The sequence below is a fragment of the Parapedobacter indicus genome (assembly GCF_900113765.1).
In the GTDB taxonomy this organism is placed as follows: domain Bacteria; phylum Bacteroidota; class Bacteroidia; order Sphingobacteriales; family Sphingobacteriaceae; genus Parapedobacter; species Parapedobacter indicus.
In genome coordinates this window covers 100,556-119,477 of record NZ_FOQO01000004.1, presented here as the reverse complement: position 1 = coordinate 119,477, position 18,922 = coordinate 100,556, and the positions used below count along the sequence as shown (strand labels likewise).

16 protein-coding genes are annotated in these 18,922 nt (G+C 48.1%); 10 read left to right on the top strand and 6 right to left on the bottom strand.

The window, feature by feature from the left end; all coding sequences use genetic code 11:
- Nucleotides 1-23: 23 nt before the first annotated feature.
- The 3 genes from BMZ56_RS25430 to BMZ56_RS09550 all read left to right on the top strand — a co-directional run bounded on the left by BMZ56_RS25430 (nt 24) and on the right by BMZ56_RS09550 (nt 6,030).
- Nucleotides 24-341 carry a DUF6660 family protein gene (locus tag BMZ56_RS25430; RefSeq protein ID WP_143072895.1) on the top strand — a complete coding sequence of 106 codons (318 nt, stop codon included), beginning with the start codon at nt 24-26 and terminating at the stop codon, nt 339-341.
- 119 nt (nt 342-460) lie between these two features.
- Nucleotides 461-4,843, top strand: a complete 4,383-nt coding sequence (locus BMZ56_RS09555) for a CusA/CzcA family heavy metal efflux RND transporter (RefSeq protein ID WP_090626367.1) — start codon at nt 461-463, stop codon at nt 4,841-4,843.
- Between the two features lie 2 nt (nt 4,844-4,845).
- Nucleotides 4,846-6,030, top strand: coding sequence for an efflux RND transporter periplasmic adaptor subunit (locus BMZ56_RS09550; protein WP_090626366.1), 1,185 nt, complete (start codon nt 4,846-4,848; stop codon nt 6,028-6,030).
- Here BMZ56_RS09550 and BMZ56_RS09545 read toward each other — a convergent pair.
- The 3 genes from BMZ56_RS09545 to purN all read right to left on the bottom strand — a co-directional run bounded on the left by BMZ56_RS09545 (nt 6,027) and on the right by purN (nt 9,155).
- Complete coding sequence (locus BMZ56_RS09545) at nt 6,027-6,905, bottom strand: DUF72 domain-containing protein (RefSeq protein ID WP_090626639.1); 879 nt, start codon at nt 6,903-6,905, stop codon at nt 6,027-6,029. The genes BMZ56_RS09550 and BMZ56_RS09545 overlap by 4 nt on opposite strands.
- A gap of 95 nt (nt 6,906-7,000) precedes the next feature.
- Nucleotides 7,001-8,527, bottom strand: a complete 1,527-nt coding sequence (gene purH / locus BMZ56_RS09540; protein WP_090626365.1) for a bifunctional phosphoribosylaminoimidazolecarboxamide formyltransferase/IMP cyclohydrolase — start codon at nt 8,525-8,527, stop codon at nt 7,001-7,003.
- 55 nt (nt 8,528-8,582) lie between these two features.
- Nucleotides 8,583-9,155 (bottom strand): phosphoribosylglycinamide formyltransferase, encoded by a 573-nt coding sequence (purN, locus tag BMZ56_RS09535; RefSeq protein WP_090626364.1) that lies wholly within the window; start codon nt 9,153-9,155, stop codon nt 8,583-8,585.
- A gap of 372 nt (nt 9,156-9,527) precedes the next feature.
- On the opposite strand from purN, the gene asnB reads away from it, so the two are divergent.
- A complete protein-coding gene (asnB, locus tag BMZ56_RS09525; RefSeq protein WP_090626362.1) occupies nt 9,528-11,213 on the top strand; it encodes an asparagine synthase B in 1,686 nt (561 codons plus the stop codon).
- Nucleotides 11,214-11,307: 94 nt separating this feature from the next.
- Here the strand turns inward: asnB and BMZ56_RS09520 are convergent, their stop codons facing one another.
- Both BMZ56_RS09520 and BMZ56_RS09515 read right to left on the bottom strand, forming a co-directional pair.
- A complete protein-coding gene (locus BMZ56_RS09520; protein WP_090626638.1) occupies nt 11,308-12,051 on the bottom strand; it encodes a 3-keto-disaccharide hydrolase in 744 nt (247 codons plus the stop codon).
- Nucleotides 12,052-12,231: 180 nt separating this feature from the next.
- Entirely contained in the window at nt 12,232-12,843 is a 612-nt protein-coding gene (locus tag BMZ56_RS09515; protein ID WP_143072894.1) for a hypothetical protein, read from the bottom strand.
- A gap of 349 nt (nt 12,844-13,192) precedes the next feature.
- Here BMZ56_RS09515 and BMZ56_RS09510 point away from each other — a divergent pair, with 349 nt between their 5' ends.
- The 4 genes from BMZ56_RS09510 to BMZ56_RS09495 all read left to right on the top strand — a co-directional run bounded on the left by BMZ56_RS09510 (nt 13,193) and on the right by BMZ56_RS09495 (nt 15,736).
- A complete protein-coding gene (locus BMZ56_RS09510; RefSeq protein WP_090626360.1) occupies nt 13,193-13,897 on the top strand; it encodes a helix-turn-helix transcriptional regulator in 705 nt (234 codons plus the stop codon).
- Between the two features lie 110 nt (nt 13,898-14,007).
- The gene (locus tag BMZ56_RS09505) at nt 14,008-14,709 is read left to right on the top strand and encodes a helix-turn-helix domain-containing protein (protein ID WP_090626359.1); all 702 of its coding nucleotides are present in this window, start codon (nt 14,008-14,010) and stop codon (nt 14,707-14,709) included.
- Nucleotides 14,710-14,765: 56 nt separating this feature from the next.
- A complete protein-coding gene (folB, locus tag BMZ56_RS09500) occupies nt 14,766-15,146 on the top strand; it encodes a dihydroneopterin aldolase (RefSeq protein ID WP_090626358.1) in 381 nt (126 codons plus the stop codon).
- Nucleotides 15,147-15,298: 152 nt separating this feature from the next.
- Nucleotides 15,299-15,736: an Hsp20/alpha crystallin family protein gene (locus tag BMZ56_RS09495; RefSeq protein WP_090626357.1), complete on the top strand. Its 438-nt coding sequence runs from the start codon at nt 15,299-15,301 to the stop codon at nt 15,734-15,736.
- 90 nt (nt 15,737-15,826) lie between these two features.
- Here BMZ56_RS09495 and BMZ56_RS09490 read toward each other — a convergent pair whose 3' ends face one another.
- Nucleotides 15,827-16,267: an acyl-CoA thioesterase gene (locus tag BMZ56_RS09490; protein WP_218146530.1), complete on the bottom strand. Its 441-nt coding sequence runs from the start codon at nt 16,265-16,267 to the stop codon at nt 15,827-15,829.
- 62 nt (nt 16,268-16,329) lie between these two features.
- On the opposite strand from BMZ56_RS09490, the gene BMZ56_RS09485 reads away from it, so the two are divergent.
- On the top strand, nt 16,330-17,322 hold the full coding sequence (locus tag BMZ56_RS09485) for a ligase-associated DNA damage response exonuclease (protein WP_090626356.1): 993 nt from the start codon (nt 16,330-16,332) through the stop codon (nt 17,320-17,322).
- Nucleotides 17,319-18,920, top strand: coding sequence for an ATP-dependent DNA ligase (locus BMZ56_RS09480; protein WP_090626355.1), 1,602 nt, complete (start codon nt 17,319-17,321; stop codon nt 18,918-18,920). Before BMZ56_RS09485 ends, BMZ56_RS09480 begins: the two co-directional genes overlap by 4 nt.
- The last annotated feature ends 2 nt before the right edge of the window (nt 18,921-18,922 follow it).

Below are 18,922 nucleotides of genomic sequence, written 5' to 3'. Positions count from 1 at the left end.
GAAAAAAGCACTATCTTTGTCCCATGCGTTGGTTTCGCGTCATTTTGTTTCTGTATGTAGCTATATTGTCCTGGTGGCCCTGTGCAGACAGACATCCTGAAGAATATATAGCAGGAACAACCGTCGTCAAGCCGTTGGATCATGTACATGAGCACGGACTATGTAGCCCCTTTTGCACATGTGGCTGCTGCGGAGTGATTGTAGCGGTGCACTACGATTGGGGGTCACCCTATAAACCGATCGACTTTCCTTCCTTAACCGATGAAATCGTCGCCTACGCCTTTTCCATCCCTGATTCTTTCTTACATACCATCTGGCAACCGCCGAAGTTTATCGCTTGATTCATTTCTAAAAATGATTGCTGCTGCTTTTCATCCGTTAATGGAATGATCTGAAGCACAGCTTATACCCCTGGGGTATAAAGTAGTTGATTAAAAGAACGAGTTGATAAACGACAAACATGTTAGAAAAAATTATCAAGTTCAGCATTACCAATAAAATCATCGTTGGTATGTTGACCCTGGTGTTGATTATCTGGGGCGTTTGGAGCGCATCCAAGCTGCCGATTGATGCCGTACCCGATATCACGAATAACCAGGTGCAGATCATGACCATCTGTCCGACACTGGCCGGACAGGAGGTAGAGCAGTTGGTCACGTTTCCGATCGAGCAACGTATTGCCAATGTGCCCGATTTGGAAGAAATCCGGAGTATTTCCCGATTCGGGCTATCGGTAATTACCGTCGTATTTGCGGCGGATGTCGACATCTATTTTGCGCGGCAGGTTATTAACGAACGGTTGCAGGAAGCAGCGGATCAGATCCCCGCTGGCGTTGGCAGACCGGAACTCGCGCCTGTGAGTACGGGGCTAGGTGAAGTATATCAGTATATTTTGCATCCCAAAGCCGGAAGCGAAGGTAGCTATACGGCTGCCGATCTTCGGAGTATGCAGGATTGGATCGTCGCCCGGCAGCTGCGAGGTACACCCGGAATTGCCGAAATAAACAGTTTCGGCGGATTACTCAAGCAATATGAAGTGGCAGTCAATCCCGACCGGTTGAAAGCCATGGGGGTAAGTATTCCCGATATTTTCGATGCGCTCGAAGACAACAACCAGAATACGGGCGGTGCATACATCGATAAGAAGCCCAATGCGTATTTTATCCGGGGAATCGGCTTGGTGGGATCGTTGGCGGATATCGGCAACATCATGGTCAAACGACCGGCCAACAGTGTGCCGGTATTTGTCAAAGACGTGGCTGATGTGCGGTTTGGCAGTGCCATCCGCTATGGCGCACTTACCTACAACGGTGAAGTAGATGCTGTGGGCGGAGTGGTCATGATGCTGAAAGGAGAAAATAGCAACGAAGTCGTCAACCGGATCAAACAAAAAATTCCGACCATTCAGCAGTCATTGCCCGACGATGTGATTATCGAGCCCTATCTGGACCGCACGGAACTGGTAGGGCGGGCGATATCCACGGTGGAGAAAAACCTGATAGAAGGAGCACTCATCGTTATTTTCGTGTTGGTCATCTTCTTGGGGAATCTCCGTGCGGGACTTATTGTTGCTTCTGCGATTCCGTTGGCGATGCTGTTTGCATTGGGAATGATGCGCGTATTTGGAGTCAGTGCCAACCTGATGAGCCTGGGTGCGATCGATTTCGGCTTGATTGTGGATGGCTCGGTGATCGTAGTAGAGGCCACCCTGCATCATTTGGGGCTCCGCAAGTCGACTGAAAGACTGACTCAACCCGAAATGGATGGGGAAGTTTATGAATCGGCTTCGAAGATCCGGACCACGGCCGCGTTCGGGGAAATCATTATTCTCATTGTCTACATTCCCATATTGACATTGGTTGGCATCGAAGGAAAAATGTTCCGCCCCATGGCGATGACGGTGGGTTTTGCGATATTGGGGGCCCTGATTTTATCGCTCACCTATATCCCCATGATGTGCGCCTTACTATTACCCAAAAAATGGAACACCAAGGAAACATTTTCGGACCGCATGATGGCCTATCTCCACCGGATGTATGAGCCGCTGCTTGTCAAAGCCATCCGCTTCAAATATGTGCTGGTAGGAGGGACGATTGCCCTATTTACCGTTGCGGTTTTCGCGTTTTCCCGTATGGGAAGTGAGTTTATCCCGACGCTTGAGGAAGGAGATTTTGCGTTTCATTGTATTTTGCCACAAGGCACCTCCTTAAGCCAAAGTATCGAAACATCCACGCAGGCTTCGCGGATTATCAAGGAATTTGACGAGGTAAAAATGGTCGTCGGTAAAACGGGAGCGGCTGAGGTGCCCACCGACCCCATGCCACCTGAAGCTACCGACATGATGATTATCCTGAAACCCCGGGACGAGTGGCCATCCGTAAAAAGCTACAAAGCGCTGGCCGACGAAATGATGGAAGCTCTGGAAGTGATACCCGGTGTGTTCTTCGAAGCGAATCAGCCGATCCAGATGCGGTTTAACGAGTTAATGACAGGGATCCGTCAGGATGTGGCGGTAAAGATTTTCGGTGAAGACTTGGATACGCTGGCTGCCTATGCCGACCGCGTGGCGGCTGTTATCCAGCAGGTGCCGGGAACTACGGCTCCGCAAGTGGAGCGTATTGCCGGATTGCCCCAAATCAATGTGGTGTACAATCGGATGCGCATTGCCAATTATGGGCTGAATATATCGGATCTGAATGATATACTGAGTACGGCTTTTGCGGGAAAAAAGGCGGGGATGGTGTTTGAAAACGAACGACGGTTTGATTTGGTCGTTCGGCTGGACAGTAGCCATCGTACCTCAATCGATGACGTGGACAACCTTTGGGTACCGCTGCCGGATGGAGGCCAGGTGCCGCTTTCCCAACTGGCGGATATTTCGGTGAAGGTAGGTCCGGCGCAAATCAGCCGTGAAGATGGAAAGCGGCGGATTGTCATCGGTTTCAACCTGGATGGCCGGGATGTCGCCAGCGTCGTGTCCGAAATCCAGGGGAAGCTGGACCAGCAGGTGATGCTTCCTGCGGGATACTACTATACGTACGGCGGAATGTTCGAAAACCTGCAGGAAGCGTCACAGCGCCTGCTATTCGCGGTTCCGGTTTCCCTGTTGTTGATTTTTATGTTGCTATACCTCACGTTTCATTCCTTTTCGCAGGCGATTCTCATTTTTACGGCGATTCCGATGAGCGCCATCGGCGGGGTATTTGCGTTGTTACTTCGTGATATGCCTTTCAGTATTTCCGCTGGTATCGGGTTTATTGCCCTATTCGGCGTGGCGGTATTGAATGGTATCGTGTTGATCGGCACCTTCAACCAATTGCGCAAAGAGGGGATGGCAGATGTCCTCCAACGGGTTATGGAAGGGACCCGGATCCGGCTGCGACCGGTATTGATGACCGCAACCGTAGCCAGTTTGGGATTCCTTCCCATGGCGCTCAGTACTTCAGCCGGTGCGGAAGTACAGCGGCCGCTGGCAACGGTTGTCATTGGTGGGTTGGTAACCGCCACCTTCCTGACCCTGTTTGTGTTGCCACTTCTGTACGTGATTTTCAATACCCGGTCTATTCGGAAAATGAAAGGCTTGCGGATGGGCGTTTGGTTTTTGGTATTCGCGCTTCCGATGGCAACCTGGCCGGAAACGCTCGAAGCAAAAAATAGCCAAGATACGCTGCTGACTGAAGCAATGGCCGTGAAATTGGCGGCGGAAAATAATAATCAGTTATTGGCGTCGGAGCTTCGGCTTCATGCGGCTAATGCGCGTAAGGGAAGCGCTTTTGAACTACCGAAGACCCAAGTGACCGGCCAATATGGGAATTTCAACAGTCCTGAAAAAGACAATGCACTGGAGATTTCCCAATCCATTCCGTTTCCTACGGTGTTTGCTGCCCGGGCGAAAAGTTACGAGGCCGAACGGAAGGGGGCTGAAATCGAGCGCGATATTTCGGCGGCCGGTTTACAGAAAGAGGTGCGATCGGCCTACCACGAAGTCAGGTATCTGCAACAGCGGCAGAAACGGCTGCTGCGCCTCGACAGTTTGTATGCGCAGTTCGTTGCTGCCGCACAGCTCCGGTACCGGGCGGGCGAGCGCGGTCAGCTGGCGATCCCTGTTGCCGAAACGAAACGGGGTGAGGTCCAATTGCTGGTCCGCGAAAATGAAACGCTACTTCGGAATGTCCGGAAACTGTTGTTCACCCTTGTGAACGATGGAAGGGAGTGGACCGTGCCGGACGATGTTCTGTTCACACCGTTGTCGCTACTGGAAATGCCGGATACGTCGGTGATCAGTCAGCATCCACTTATCCGCCAGTACACCCAGGCAGCGGCAATTGCATGGAGCAGTAAGCGACAGGAAATAGCGAATACGTTGCCGGATTTTTCAGTGGGATACGGCAATCAGTCGCTCGTGGGCACGTATGACCGGAATGGTCTGACCCAGCAATACGGGCGCGATATGCGGTTTAGCTACCTGAACGTAGGAATTAACATCCCCTTGACCTTCGGAGCCAGTAGCGCCCGCATCCGCGGTCTTGATTATGAAGCGAAAGCTGCAAAAGCGGAAGCGAGGAACCAGGCTCAACTACTGGAGGCCCGTATCGAACAGGAATTTGCGAATTATGACCTTGCCAGAGAGCGATACCGGTATCTCCACGAAGAAGCACTTCCCAATGCGGAGAAGCTGCTTCAGGGAGGCGAATTGGGATACCGTATTGGCGAGCTTTCGTATATCGAATACCTCAATGCGTTGCAAATGGTAACCGATACCGAATTATCCCACCTGCAAGCCATTGATGCCGTAAATCAATCGGTTATTCGCATTCAATATTATCTTAATCACTCATTATAACCATGAAGACACAATTGATCCTATTTACCGGATTGCTTACATTACTAACCGCATGCGGAGGACCACGCGGTGAAAGCGAGGAACACGAACACGGGCATAGCGAGCATGAATCCGAAAATACGCAGGCTTCGGTAACAGAAGAACAATCAAAAAGCATCGGTCTTCAGCTTGGGAACATCGAGCAGAAGGCGCTGACGGCAACCTTGCGTGTGAACGGTACGGTAAATGTACCGAACGCGAATAGAGCCGTAATTACCTCGCTCTATGGAGGCGTAATCAAAAAGCTGAACGTGGACGTGGGCGATGCCGTGAAAAAAGACGAAGTGATTGCTACACTGGTACATCCCCAATTTATTCAGTTGCAGGAGGAATACCTGAATTTGGCCGATCAATTATTGTTGGCAGAACAAGAGTGGAACCGGCAGCAATTGCTGGCGGAAGGAAAGGTTGGTGCCCAAAAAGATCTGCAGCAGGCTGAGGTCGAATACAACAAATTGAAAATTCGGCAAACCTCGCTACGGGCGCAACTGCAATTGATGGGGGTGGATGTAAATTCAATCAATTCGTCGCGGTTGTGGAGTACCCTTCCCATTAAAAGTCCGGTGAACGGAGTGGTGGGTGATGTGTTTGCCAAGCAGGGAAGTTTTGTGGACGTTTCGGCGCCTTTGGCAGAAGTGATCGAAAATAGTCGATTGCATGTGGATTTGAACGTCTTTGAAAAAGATCTGCCAAATTTGAAGGTTGGGCAGCAAATTCATTTCGTGCAAACGAATAACCCCACAAAAAACTACGATGCAGAAATTTATGCCATCGGAGCAGCATTTGAGAACGATAGCAAGTCTATTCCCGTCCATTGCACGGTGAGTGGTGATAAGACGGGGTTAATTGATGGGATGAACGTTTCCGCGTTGATCAGTCTGGACAATGTGATGAGTATGGCCGTGCCCGATGAAGCGATTGTCGATGCACAGGGCAAAAGCTACATTTTTGTCGTCACGGACACATCGACGGAACAACAAGCGAGCGTCACTCACTTTGAGCGTATCGAAGTGGTCAAAGGTACGGCTGATATGGGTTATACGGCGATTACACCGGTGCGTACGCTTGATGAAGCTAATCAGATTGCCGTAAAAGGTGCGTTTTTTATCAACGCCATTCTTTCGGGTACGGCCGGACATTCGCATTAAAGCAATTTTCCATTCGGTCCTCTTACATGGAGTCCGAGTGCGTCATTGAGTTGAGCGATGAAATAAGTGGATAGGAGCGGAGACTCCACCTCAATGTTCTGATGAACAAAGAAATACAACGATTGCAGTCCCGCATCACGCCATTCTTTAATCCGGGCTACCCAATCATCCAACCGGTTTTTATCGGTTGGATGATTGGCGCCTACATACCGGATGAAGGCGGTCGGCGTGGTGAGCCGCATGTGCAGCATATCGCGCCGGCCGGCGGTGTCCACAATTACATTGGCTATGTCCTCGTTTTGAAGCAATGTCCAAAGTTTCTCCCGTATTTGCTCATCCGCAAACCAGTCGGCATTGCGTACTTCAAGTGCTAACGGTACCGACTTGGCAAATTTCTTGAGAAAGCCGGCCAGCCGGTCGAAGTCTTTGGGTTTGAAATTGTCATGAAGCTGCAGGAAACTTACACCGAGCTTTTCTTCAAATAGCGCAATGGCATCGCAAAAAGCCGTCATCTTATCATCCACATTCAATAACCTTCCATAATGGCTGATGGATTGCGGCACTTTAGGGAAAAATTTGAAGTCGGCCGGCGTCTTAGCTTTCCATGTTTCTACCTGCGCTTTATCGGGCGAATTGTAGAACGTACCGTTAAGTTCGATGCTGTTGAATTGGGTCGCATAGTAGGTGAGCTCATCTTTGGTGCCGCGCGGGTAAAAACCTTTGAGGTCCTGTTTATTCCACTTGGCACAGCCTACGTATACCGCCAGATCGCCTTTTTGTTTCCGGTGCTTATCCAGCAACGCCAGGGTATCCGGGTGGGTAGGAGGCAGGGTGAAGTCAATGGCTTCCGGGTTTTCTACGCTTCCAAATTTCATTTTTTTTCTTTTTTGCGAAACCGCCTTTTCGCGAATCTGCTTTTTTGCGAAACCGCGAATCTGCAAATTTGCGATTCAGCGAATCCGCATAATTGTTAATGCTTAAAGTGCCGTACTCCCGTAATAACCATGGCCACACCTTTTTTGTTCGCCATTTCCACAGACTCGGGATCGCGGATGGAACCGCCGGGCTGACTGATGGCTGTAATGCCAGCTTCTGCCGCTATTTCCACGCAATCCGGAAACGGGAAAAAGGCGTCCGATGCCATGACGGCTCCATGCAGGTTAAAGCCAAAGGTTTTTGCCTTTTCGATGGCCTGTTTCAGGGCATCCACCCGTGAAGTCTGGCCAACACCGCTGGCGGATAACTGGCCGTCTTTAGCCAATACAATGGCGTTGGATTTCGTATGCTTTACAATTTTATTCGCAAAAAACAAATCGTCCAATTCCCGTTCAGTGGGCTGTTTGTCGGTCACCGGGCTCATCACCTCGGGCCCCTCAATCACGGCATCTTTATCCTGCTCGATTACGCCATTCAACAATGTTTTGAACTGTTTGGTTGGCAAGCTAACGTGCTTTCGTTGAAGCAGAATGCGGTTTTTCTTGGATGTCAGCAAGCGCAATGCTTCCTCGGTATAATCCGGAGCGATAAGCACCTCAAAGAAAAGCTTGTTAATTTCAGCTGCTGTAGCGTCATCGATTTGCCCATTGCAGATGAGCACTCCGCCGAAAGCGGAAACAGGGTCGCAGGCGAGCGCGTCTATCCACGCCGTTAATAAATCGCTGCGCGTAGCAATGCCACAAGCGTTGGTATGTTTGAGGATCGCAAATGTAGGATCTTCGAACTCGTCGATCAGTGCTACTGCGGCGTCCACGTCAACGAGATTATTATAGGAAAGCTCCTTGCCATTCAGTTTGTCGAACAATGCTTCCAGATTGCCGTAAAAAACGCCGTTTTGATGTGGGTTTTCACCGTATCGCAATACCTGTGCGTGTTGCTCGCTTTGTTTGAATACCTGTAGCGGCTCTTGCCGGTTGAAGTAATTAAATATGGCTGAATCGTAATGCGAGGATACGTTGAACGCTCGTTTAGCAAAGTCGCGGCGGTGTTCCAGAAATGTATAGCCTTCGTTTTCAGTGAGCACATCAGCCAGCCGACTGTAGTCGTCTTTCGAGGCGACGATAACCACATCGTTGTAATTTTTGGCAGCTGCGCGTATCAACGATATCCCACCGATATCGATTTTTTCGATAATCTCTTGTTCCGAAGCACCGGAAGCAACTGTTTCCTCAAAAGGATAAAGGTCTACAATGACCAGGTCGATCTCCGGTATCTCATATTCTTCCAATTGCTGCCTGTCAGATTCAAGAGGCCGGCGCGATAGGATGCCACCGAACACCTTGGGATGCAGGGTTTTTACGCGGCCGCCAAGAATAGATGGATAACCGGTAAGATCTTCTACGGGAACGACATCGTGTCCCAGCTCACGGATAAACGACTCAGTACCGCCCGTGGAGTAGAAAGTAACACCCTGTTTATTTAATAAATCGATTAATGGAGCAAGGCCGTCTTTATAATAAACGGAAACCAACGCATTTTTAATTTTTACGGGATGGCTCATTCGCTATCAGCTATTTAGTTTATGAGCCGCAAACTTAGATAAAATTGCGGTACCTTCACATTTTCTTGAGCAGATTCTCAATTATTTTTGGATAGTGCAAGTGCTCCAATTGCTGCCCCTTGAATTTGATGATTTCCAGTGTGTCGTCGGGGTCGATCCTGAACCGCGCCTGATAGATGATTTCACCCTCGTCAAAGTGTTCGTTGGCAAAATGAATTGTAATGCCGGATTCTTCGTCTTTTGCGGCTAGTATCGCCCGATGCACCCGATCTCCGTACATTCCTTTGCCTCCGTAGGCAGGCAATAAGGCAGGGTGAATATTGACGATTTTGTTGGGGAATTTCTGCAACAGATTTGCAGGGACCAACCAAAGAAAACCAGCTAGCACAATTAAGTCTATTTCAAGTTTTTCCAGTAGCTTGATAATCTCATCGGTCTCGTAAAAATCATGTCGATCAAATACATGGGTGGGAACTTCAAAATTGTCAGCACGTTGTAACACGTATGCATCCGGATTATTACTTAATACAAGCGCCACTTCAATCTGATCGTGATATTTGAAGTATTCCATGATCTTTTGAGCGTTTGACCCCGAGCCAGACGCAACTATAGCGATTCGTTTCTTCACGTTCTTTTAATATGCTTGTAGATGCACTTTTTGTTGATTGCATCCAAATTTAATGAAATAGTTGAATAAACCCGTATGTGCATTTAAATTGTCGTATTATAGCACACGAAACGTGCCAATCCGTAAGTTTGCGGCGGCAAAAATAGGCTTTCCGCCAGACCGGTCCAAAAACGCCATCTCCAAAGAGATCGTCGTTGGCGGTCTGTATATTGGAATTGTGACAGTGTATTTTTGCTTTTATTGATACAATTTCTTAAAAAAAGCAATTTTATTGAAAAAATGATTGAGAATCATATATATTGTTGCGAATATCAATATTTTATTCGTTACTTTGCATTCTTATAGTTATAACGAACATTAACTGTTTAATTTATGTGTGGAATCATTGGTGCTTTTGACTTGAAAACAAAGTCGGAAGAATTGCGCCCCCAGGTGTTGAAGATGTCGAAAAAAATTCGTCATCGCGGACCGGATTGGTCGGGGATATATAGCTCGGAGAGAGCGATATTAGCGCATGAACGTTTAGCAATTGTTGATCCAAAATCTGGCCAGCAGCCGTTGTACAGCCCGAATCGAAATATCGTGCTGGCTGTAAACGGGGAGATTTATAATCACCAGCAATTGAGAAACGAATTGTCCAATTATGCGTTTTCCACACAATGCGACAGCGAAGTGATTCTGGCATTATACGAACAAAAAGGTCCAGGTTTTATTGAAGATCTGAATGGTATCTTTGCATTTGCACTGTATGACGCTGAGCGGGATGCTTACCTGATTGCCCGGGATCACATCGGGATCATTCCCTTGTATATGGGTTGGGATGATCAAGGAACGTTTTTCGTAGCTTCTGAATTGAAAGCGCTGGAAGGATATTGCAGCCGGATCGAAACCTTTCCTCCGGGACATTATCTATATAGTAAGGAAGGCTCTACGCCTCGTAAGTGGTATACAAGAGATTGGGAGCAATATGAACATGTAAAAGATAACGTCACCGATATAGCGGTCTTGCGCAAAGCATTGGAAGATGCGGTGCATCGGCAGCTCATGTCGGATGTTCCTTACGGCGTGTTGCTTTCGGGAGGATTGGACTCGTCGGTCATCGCTGCAGTCACGAAGAAATTCGCCTCTCGTCGTATCGAATCCAATGATCAGGAAAAGGCATGGTATCCGCGGTTACATTCGTTTGCCGTGGGGCTGAAAGGGTCGCCGGATCTGATCGCTGCGAAAAAGGCTGCTGATCATATCGGTACGATTCATCACGAGATTAATTTTACCATTCAAGAAGGGCTCGATGCCATCCGGGATGTTATCTATCACCTGGAGACTTATGATGTGACCACGATCCGCGCTTCTACGCCGATGTACCTTCTTGCCCGTGTCATTAAATCGATGGGCATCAAAATGGTTCTTTCCGGTGAGGGTTCCGACGAATTATTCGGCGGATATCTTTATTTCCACAAGGCACCGAACGCAAAGGAATTTCACGAGGAAACGGTGCGCAAGCTAGGCAAGTTGTATCTGTATGACTGTTTGCGCGCTAATAAATCGCTGGCTGCTTGGGGTGTAGAGGGCCGCGTTCCGTTTTTGGATAAAGAATTCATCGACGTCGCTATGCGGTTAAACCCCGAAGATAAGATGATCCGGGAAGGTCGGATGGAGAAGTGGGTAGTACGTAAAGCGTTTGAAGATTATTTGCCAGAAAGTATCGCTTGGCGCCAGAAAGAGCAGTTTTCAGACGGTGTGGGCTACAGTTGGATTGACACGTTGAAGGAGCAGGCAGCATTGCGCGTAAGCGATGCCGAACTTGCCGCCGCTGCGGAGCGTTTTCCGGTAAACCCACCTCAGAATAAAGAAGAATACTTGTATCGCTCGATATTTACGGAACATTTTCCTTCTACTACAGCCGCACTTACGGTGCCATCTGTTAAGTCGGTAGCGTGCAGCACCCCGGAAGCTTTGGCATGGGATGCTTCGTTCCAGAATGTAAACGATCCATCCGGACGTGCTGTAGCGAGTGTGCACAACGAAAGTTACGAAAAGACAATGGTCAATTTTTAATTTTTAATTGTTAATTGTCAATTATGGTAGAAAGGCCGGAAAGCTCAATGCTTTCCGGCCTTTCTACAATTAACCATTGACCATTAACCATTAATTACAAAGGTCTAATCCAGATGTTTCGGAAACTTACCGGATTTCCGTGGTCTTGCAGGGCGATGGGCCCGGGACCATGGGCTTTGTATTTCGGAATGCCGATGTACTCTGTGGGGCCATCCAATTCCACATTGTTCTGCACCAATACGCCATTGTGCAAAATAGTCACCCTGGCTTTGCTGATCAGGATGCCATCTGCATTGAAGCGCGGTGCCGTCCAGATGATATCATAGGTTTGCCACTCGCCCGGAGCTTTTGTAGCGTTTACCAAAGGAATACGTTGTTTATAAAGACTGGCTGCCTGGCCATTGGAATAGGTGCGGTTGTTGTAGCTATCCAGCACCTGTACTTCGTACAATCCCTGCATGAAAATACCGCTATTACCCCTGCCTTGTCCTTCGCCGACGATCTCCGTGGGACTTTTCCATTCTACGTGCAGTTGATAGTCCGAAAATTCCTGCTTGGTACGTATCCCTCCCTTACCTTTTACAACGGTAAAAGCACCGTCGGCCACTTCCCATTCGACAGGAGAGGAACCATCATTTTCACTTACCCATTGGTCGAGCGATGTACCATCAAACAGTACGATAGCATCGGAAGGTGCTTTATCGGGGGATGTCGTAACCATTCGTGGTTCCGGTTCCCAAACTTCTGTTTCTTCGGGTTTCATTTTGTTCTGTTGTGCCAGGGCCGGAATTGCCAACAATGTGACCACCCCAGCGGAAATAAACGATTTGATATTCATATTGATCATTTTAGTGTTAGACTTACTAATAGAGCTTTCAGCCGAATGCATTGATGCCTTTGATATCCATTCCGGTGACTAGCAAATGAATGTCGCGGGTGCCAGCGTAATATGGGTTCATGTCATCCTTTCGCCGTACAATTATAGTAAATAATTCCGGTTATTTATATGAACGGTAACTCACCAAAGCGGTTTGATCAGATCGATGGTTTTTCGGTGTGAAGGAACTGTTTTGATGACGGACGGGTAAGGTTCTCGCAGCAATTGGCACTGGTTGAAGTTACCCAGGTATTCAAAAATGTAATGCTGTTCCTTGAAGGTCCTTGCCATACCAGCGGTAAGCGTATGGTCAAGTTTGCCGTTGATTTTGATTTCAGCGGGTTCACCCGTCTTCAATTCGCACAGTTTAAAGTCGTTTCTTTTTGGCAGGCCTACCTCGAAGAGATCGTATCGGAGGTGAAGTTCGAGTACTGAGCCATATTTGATTTCAAAGATGTCGAGCCTATTCCGTCTGCCTTGGTGGAAGCAGCGGTTTGTAGCAGCAGCGCGCCCGTTGTTCTCGTCTTCTAGGATGATCAGATCACAGCTATTGAAATCGTTGTAGCCAACGATGGACTCAGGAAGGAAGAGCTGTCCGTTCCGTACGTAGCCTGTTTGTGAGGAGATTTCTTTCCATCGCAGCCTCGCTGCCCGGTCTGCATGCGATTTCTCTTCTTTTCCATATATATGAATATTGCGGAAAATCTGGATGATGTTGATCGGCTGTTTGAAACGAACGATGTTTGCTTTCATCTTCATGCGGTTAAATATACCGCTGATTTTCTGATATTCCTTAATAGTTTCCTTTCCGTTGGCTTATTTCACCGCTCTTTCCTTGAAATACGCATTATAATTGACTGCTTTTTTTCTTGAAGTATAGCATCTCCAATTAATATAACCCTCGTGCGCTTCCAGGCAGACGCATATCCAGCAGTCTTTGCCCACTTGCAAGGCGGAGGTATGCGGCGGTAAAATCAGTAAGGAACTGTCGGGATGTTTTAAGTTTATCACAAATGTAGGAAGTAAGATTTATGCAAAGAATACTCAGAAGTGAGTATTTTTTTATTATTATTGCCCATATATCTAAACAAACAAAAACCGAATGAATCACATTCTACCAGCTGATTTTGATTGTAGCGATTCGATACGCCAGGAAATCATACAGAAACTAACCGCTTTTGAAACGATTGCCGATGAATTGCCCGTGTACATCGTTCTCGATTTACGTAAAATGTCTGTTGCTTACATGTCGTTCAAAGGGCTTGAACTGCTGGGTATTACATTGGAAGAAATACGCCAACTGGGGTTAGCCTATCATACGAAATTCTTCAATGCCGATGATGTGTCGTTTTACCTGCCCAAATCTAAAGAGGCGTTGTTAGGCACGATGTCGTCTTCCCGTTGGTTTTCTTTTTTCCAGCAGGTGACCACCGGAGAAAATAAGGTGTTTGAATGGTATTTGAGTGCGTCACGGATATTTGCGTATGACGAAGCGGGCGATCCGTTGCTGTCATTGACTTTCGCGCTACCGTTGGATCCGAATCATCATCTGGCCGAAAAAGCAGAACGGCTCATGGAGGAGAATTTGATGCTTAAGGATAACTACCAACGTTTCGCTTCGCTAACCAAGCGCGAAAAGGAATTGCTACGATACATTGCCGCTGGTGAAACCGCCGGCGAGACCAGCAGCCGGACATTTATCTCCGAAAAGACCATTAATACACACCGGCGCAATATCAAACGGAAATTGGGAGCTAAAACCCAGTATGATATCATCAAATTTGCACAAGCGTTTAACATCGTTTAGTATATACCTTGGTCGTCCACTGCATTGTCTGTCGGTGCACATTGTATAATAGGGTTACTTTTGAGTATTTTTTGTATTTTTGCGATCGGACATCTACCACTAATTAATTAATGAATCACTTTATACCTGCTGATTTTGATTGTAGCGATTTGATACGTCGCAACATCACACAAAAACTAACTGCATTTGAAGCGATTGCGGATGAACTACCTGTTTTCATCGTCCATGATGTAAGGGATTTTTCGGTGGTATATTTATCGTCGAATGGACTGAAGATGTTGGGGGCTACGTTGGAAGAAGTGAGGCAATTGGGACAGGGGTATTTTACCAAGTTCTTCAATTCAAATGACGTAGCATTTTACCTTCCGAAATTTATGGAATTGCTAAAAGCGGATAAGAACACCAAATGGTTTTCTTTTTTTCAACAGGTAGCCACCGGTGAAGAACGGGGTTTTGAGTGGTACCTGAGTGCGGCAAGACCGTTTATTTATGATGAAAAAGGAAAACCGCTGCTTTCGCTCACCTTTGCGCTGCAATTGGACCCGAACCACCACCTGGCCGAGAAGGCCGAACGACTCATGGAGGAAAACTTGCTGCTTAAGGATAACTACCAGCGTTATGCATCGCTGACAACGCGCGAAAGGGAGTTGTTGCAATACATTGCCTCCGGAGAAACCGCCGTCGAAACAAGCAGTAGGGTATTTATCTCTGAAAAGACGCTGCATACACATCGGCGTAACATCAAGCGGAAATTGGGTGCCAAATCTCAGTACGACATCATTAAATTCGCACAGGCTTTCAATTTGGTTTGAATAACGCCGTCGGCTACGCAGTTGCAAAGACAGCTAATTTCCTGTAGGTTTGCCCAATGGAAACGACCCGCCAATATGTAGCACTCACCGATCTGCGATTTTATGCATTTCATGGCTATTATCCAGAAGAACAGGTGCTTGGTAACGAATTTACGGTAGCGGTCCGGACGGGATTTCTCAGACGAGAGACGGGTGGCGATGAACTCAATCGTACCGTAAATTATGAAACCTTATACAACATCGCGAAAACTGAAATGCAGGTAGCCCGGAAACTGCTGGAAACCGTCGCCGAAACGATGCTCACACGGGTACAGGAGGAATTTCCGTTTGTAGACGAAATCGAGGTGACCATCTGTAAAAACCAGCCTCCTTTTGGAGGCGATCGCGCCAAGGCCGCGGTAACCTTAAGCTGGAATCGTCATCCGAAAGAGATGTAATTGTCAATACTTCAAACAGTGTAAGACAAAAAGTCATCTAGTCAACAAGTATTCATGTCAAAAAGTCATTAAAACAAATTTTTCTCCCGTTGGTATATAATTTGAAAACCACCTATCAACGATTTAATAAAAAATTATAGGAGGATTATAAAATGACACTTGTAAAATTTTCTGGAAACAAAAACAGAGGGGTAGATAACTGGGTAAATGATTTCTTCAACCCCATTTTTAACGATTCGTTTTTGTCTGATCGCTTTATTTCCCGTGTTCCTGCAGTGAACGTTGCCGAAACGAGCGATGCGTATCACATCGAGCTCGCTGCTCCGGGATTAGAGAAAGGGGATTTCAAAATCAATGTAGACGGCGATGTATTAACCATTTCCGCAGAGAAGAAGGTTGAAAGTACGGACGAAGGTAAAAAGTATAGCAAACGGGAATACAGCTACACGTCGTTTACCCGTTCTTTTACGTTGCCAGACAGCATTGACCATGGCAAAATCGATGCGAACTATCAAGATGGTGTGTTGAAAGTAGACATCACGAAGAAGGAAGAAGCAAAGGTGGCTTCGCGGTTGATAGAAGTAAAATAACGTTCATAGGATTAGGTTGATTATCTAAAAAAGGCCCGCGGATTCTTAAATCCGCGGGCTTTGTCGTTACCATTCGGCCGGCAGCGGCGATTAGGTCGATATTTCCTGAAAATCTTCACTTTTGGGTAGATGGGAAACGATGGATTGCCACTCAGCCGGCAATACGGTTAGCTTGCGTTTCACGATGTCCATCCATGCACCATCCACCGTTACGACGGCACATTTGGTGCCGTCCGCCCGATATACTTCATGCCGAAAAGAAAAGCGTGAATTTGCGATGTTATACTGGCTCATTACAACGGTCACTTTTACCAAATCGTTGAGATGGATTTCCCGGAGGTAGACCAGTTCTTCACGGAAAAGTACCGGCCCGATATTCATTTCCGCTATTTTGTCGAGCGACAGGCCCATTTCCTTCAACATATTGCTTCTCGCCTGTGCACACAAGTCGGCATAAGCTGAATGCCGAAGATGCCGATTGGCGTCTATCTGTGCCCAAATGATCTGCCCCTCGTAAAAAACATTTTCCATGATTCAAACATAACAATAAAATACGGAAACCAAGATGAGCGTTTTTTGTTTAAGAGGGAACGATGTTGAAATTTACCGAACGCGGCGTGTACTGTCCGCAAGCCGATCTATATATCGATCCGTGGGAGCCGGTGGAGAAGGCCGTAGTGACCCACGGTCATAGCGACCATGCCCGGTGGGGGATGGGGCGGTACCTCTGCCATGTGCATACTGCTCCTATCTTGCGGTTGAGGTTAGGCGCAGCGATTGCAATCCAGGAAGTGGAATACGGGGAAGTGATTACAGTAAATGGTGTACGAATCAGTTTGCACCCTGCGGGACATATCATTGGTTCGGCCCAAGTAAGGTTGGAATATGAGGGGGAAATTTGGGCGGTTTCCGGTGACTATAAGCTCTCGTACGATGGTTTGAGTGTACCCTATGAGCCGATACGCTGTCACCATTTCGTCACTGAATCGACATTCGGTTTGCCGGTTTATCAGTTCCCGGAACCGGATCTCGTATTCCAGGATATCAACAGTTGGTGTCATCTGAATGCTGCAGAAGGGGTCAATACCGTATTACTGGCTTATGCGTTGGGCAAGTCGCAGAGCATTCTTCGACAGTTGCAGCCGGGAAGCCGTTCAGTTTTTCTGCACGGTGCGGTAGCCAACGTTAATGCTGCGCTGGGAGAGGTCGGCTATCGGTTCGTCGGCGAACGCATTACGGCCGAAACCGATCGCACTGCCCTCAAAGGTGCAATCATTGTGGCTCCTCCCTCCGCGCTTGGTTCGCCGTGGTTGAAAAAATTATCACCTTATCGGATTGCGGTATGCAGCGGTTGGATGCAGCTTCGGGGTGCTCGTAGGCGCAGAGGTGTCGACCGTGGCTTTGTATTATCCGACCATTGCGACTGGGACCAGCTGAACCGGGCGGTAGCAGCCACGGAGGCCGAAACGGTATACGTAACACATGGTTATGAAGGACCGTTTGCCCGATGGTTGCGCGAACAAAAGAAAATTCAGGCACATGAAGTGCACCTGCACGGGGGCGAAGCAACGGAGGCCGACCTATGAGAAGGTTTACCGAGTTATTCACCGCTATCGACCAAACGACAAAGACGAACGAAAAAGTAGCGGCTATCGTCCGTTACTTGTCTGAAAGCGATGATCGGAATAGCTTGTACGCCATTGCGCTGCTGATCGGTAATCGTCCGAGGCGCCCGGTGAAGACTTCGGATCTCAAGGAGTGGGCCGCCACGGCAGCCGGAATACCGGATTGGCTGTTCGAAGAGTCCTATCACATTGTGGGCGACCTGGCCGAGGCCATTGCACGGGTGCTTCCTTCGGATTCACCTTCTAGAAGCGATTACCAGTTGCCGGAAGTGATCGATGAGCTCGCTAGGCTGCCCGAACAAACGGATGAACAAAAAAAGGAAGTTATTACGGGCTATTGGCGACATCTCAACCCGGATGAACGCTTTGTATTCACGAAGCTTATTACCGGAAATTTCCGTATGGGTGTGTCCCGCCAGTTGGTTATCAAAGCACTTTCCATCCATTTGGGAATGGATGAGGCTGCGGTAGCGCACCGATTGATGGGCAAATGGATTCCGGCAGCAGAGACTATGGCGTCGTTGTTTTCTGAATCGGTGCAGAGCGACCGTGTTTTTCAACCCTATCCTTTTTACCTCGCCTACCAATTGGATGCTCCCATAGCGTCGCTTGGCGCGATCGAGGATTGGTATATCGAAAAAAAATTAGACGGCATACGTGGACAGATCATCGTACGTAGTAGCCAACTTTTCGTATGGAGTAGAGGAGAAGACCTGCTCACCGATAAATTTCCGGAATTTGGACCATTGGCAAATGCGTTGCCAGACGGTACCGTCATCGATGGGGAGATTATCCCTTGGCAAGATGGGCGTCCATTGACCTTTCAGGTGATGCAAACACGTATTGGAAGAAAGAACCTGTCGCAAAAATCGCTTCGGGAGGCGCCGTTGGTGATGGTGTGTTATGACCTGCTGGAATGGAAGGGCGAAGATATCCGGGATATGCCCATGCACTATCGGCGTAACCTGTTGGAAACGCTGTTATCCTCACCTACGCTGCCTCCTGCGTTGTTGCTTTCGGAAGTGATGCCGTTCAACCACTGGGGTGAGGTTGCGGTTTTCCGCCAGCAGGCGCGGGATTTCCATTGCGAAGGGGTAATGCTTAAGCGCAAGGACAGTGCGTATGGCAGCGGTCGCAGGCGAGGACATTGGTGGAAGTGGAAAACCGATCCGCTGACGGCCGACGGTGTATTGATCTACGCCCAGAGTGGTCATGGGCGTCGGGCAAACCTGTACACCGATTATACGTTTGCCGTGTGGGATGAAGACGGCTCGCTTGTGCCGTTTGCGAAAGCCTATTCCGGCCTTACCGATAAGGAAATTGCGGAGCTGGATACTTGGATCAAGCGGAATACCCTGGAACGCTTTGGCCCCGTGCGCAGTGTGACACCCCATCATGTTTTTGAGATTGCCTTTGAGGGCATTCAACAAAGTAGTCGGCATAAATCGGGCGTGGCACTTCGTTTTCCGCGTATTCTGCGCTGGCGACGGGACAAATCGGCCGAGGCCGCCAATACCAAAGCGGATTTGCTGCAGTTGATTGCTGCGGTAACTAAATGAAG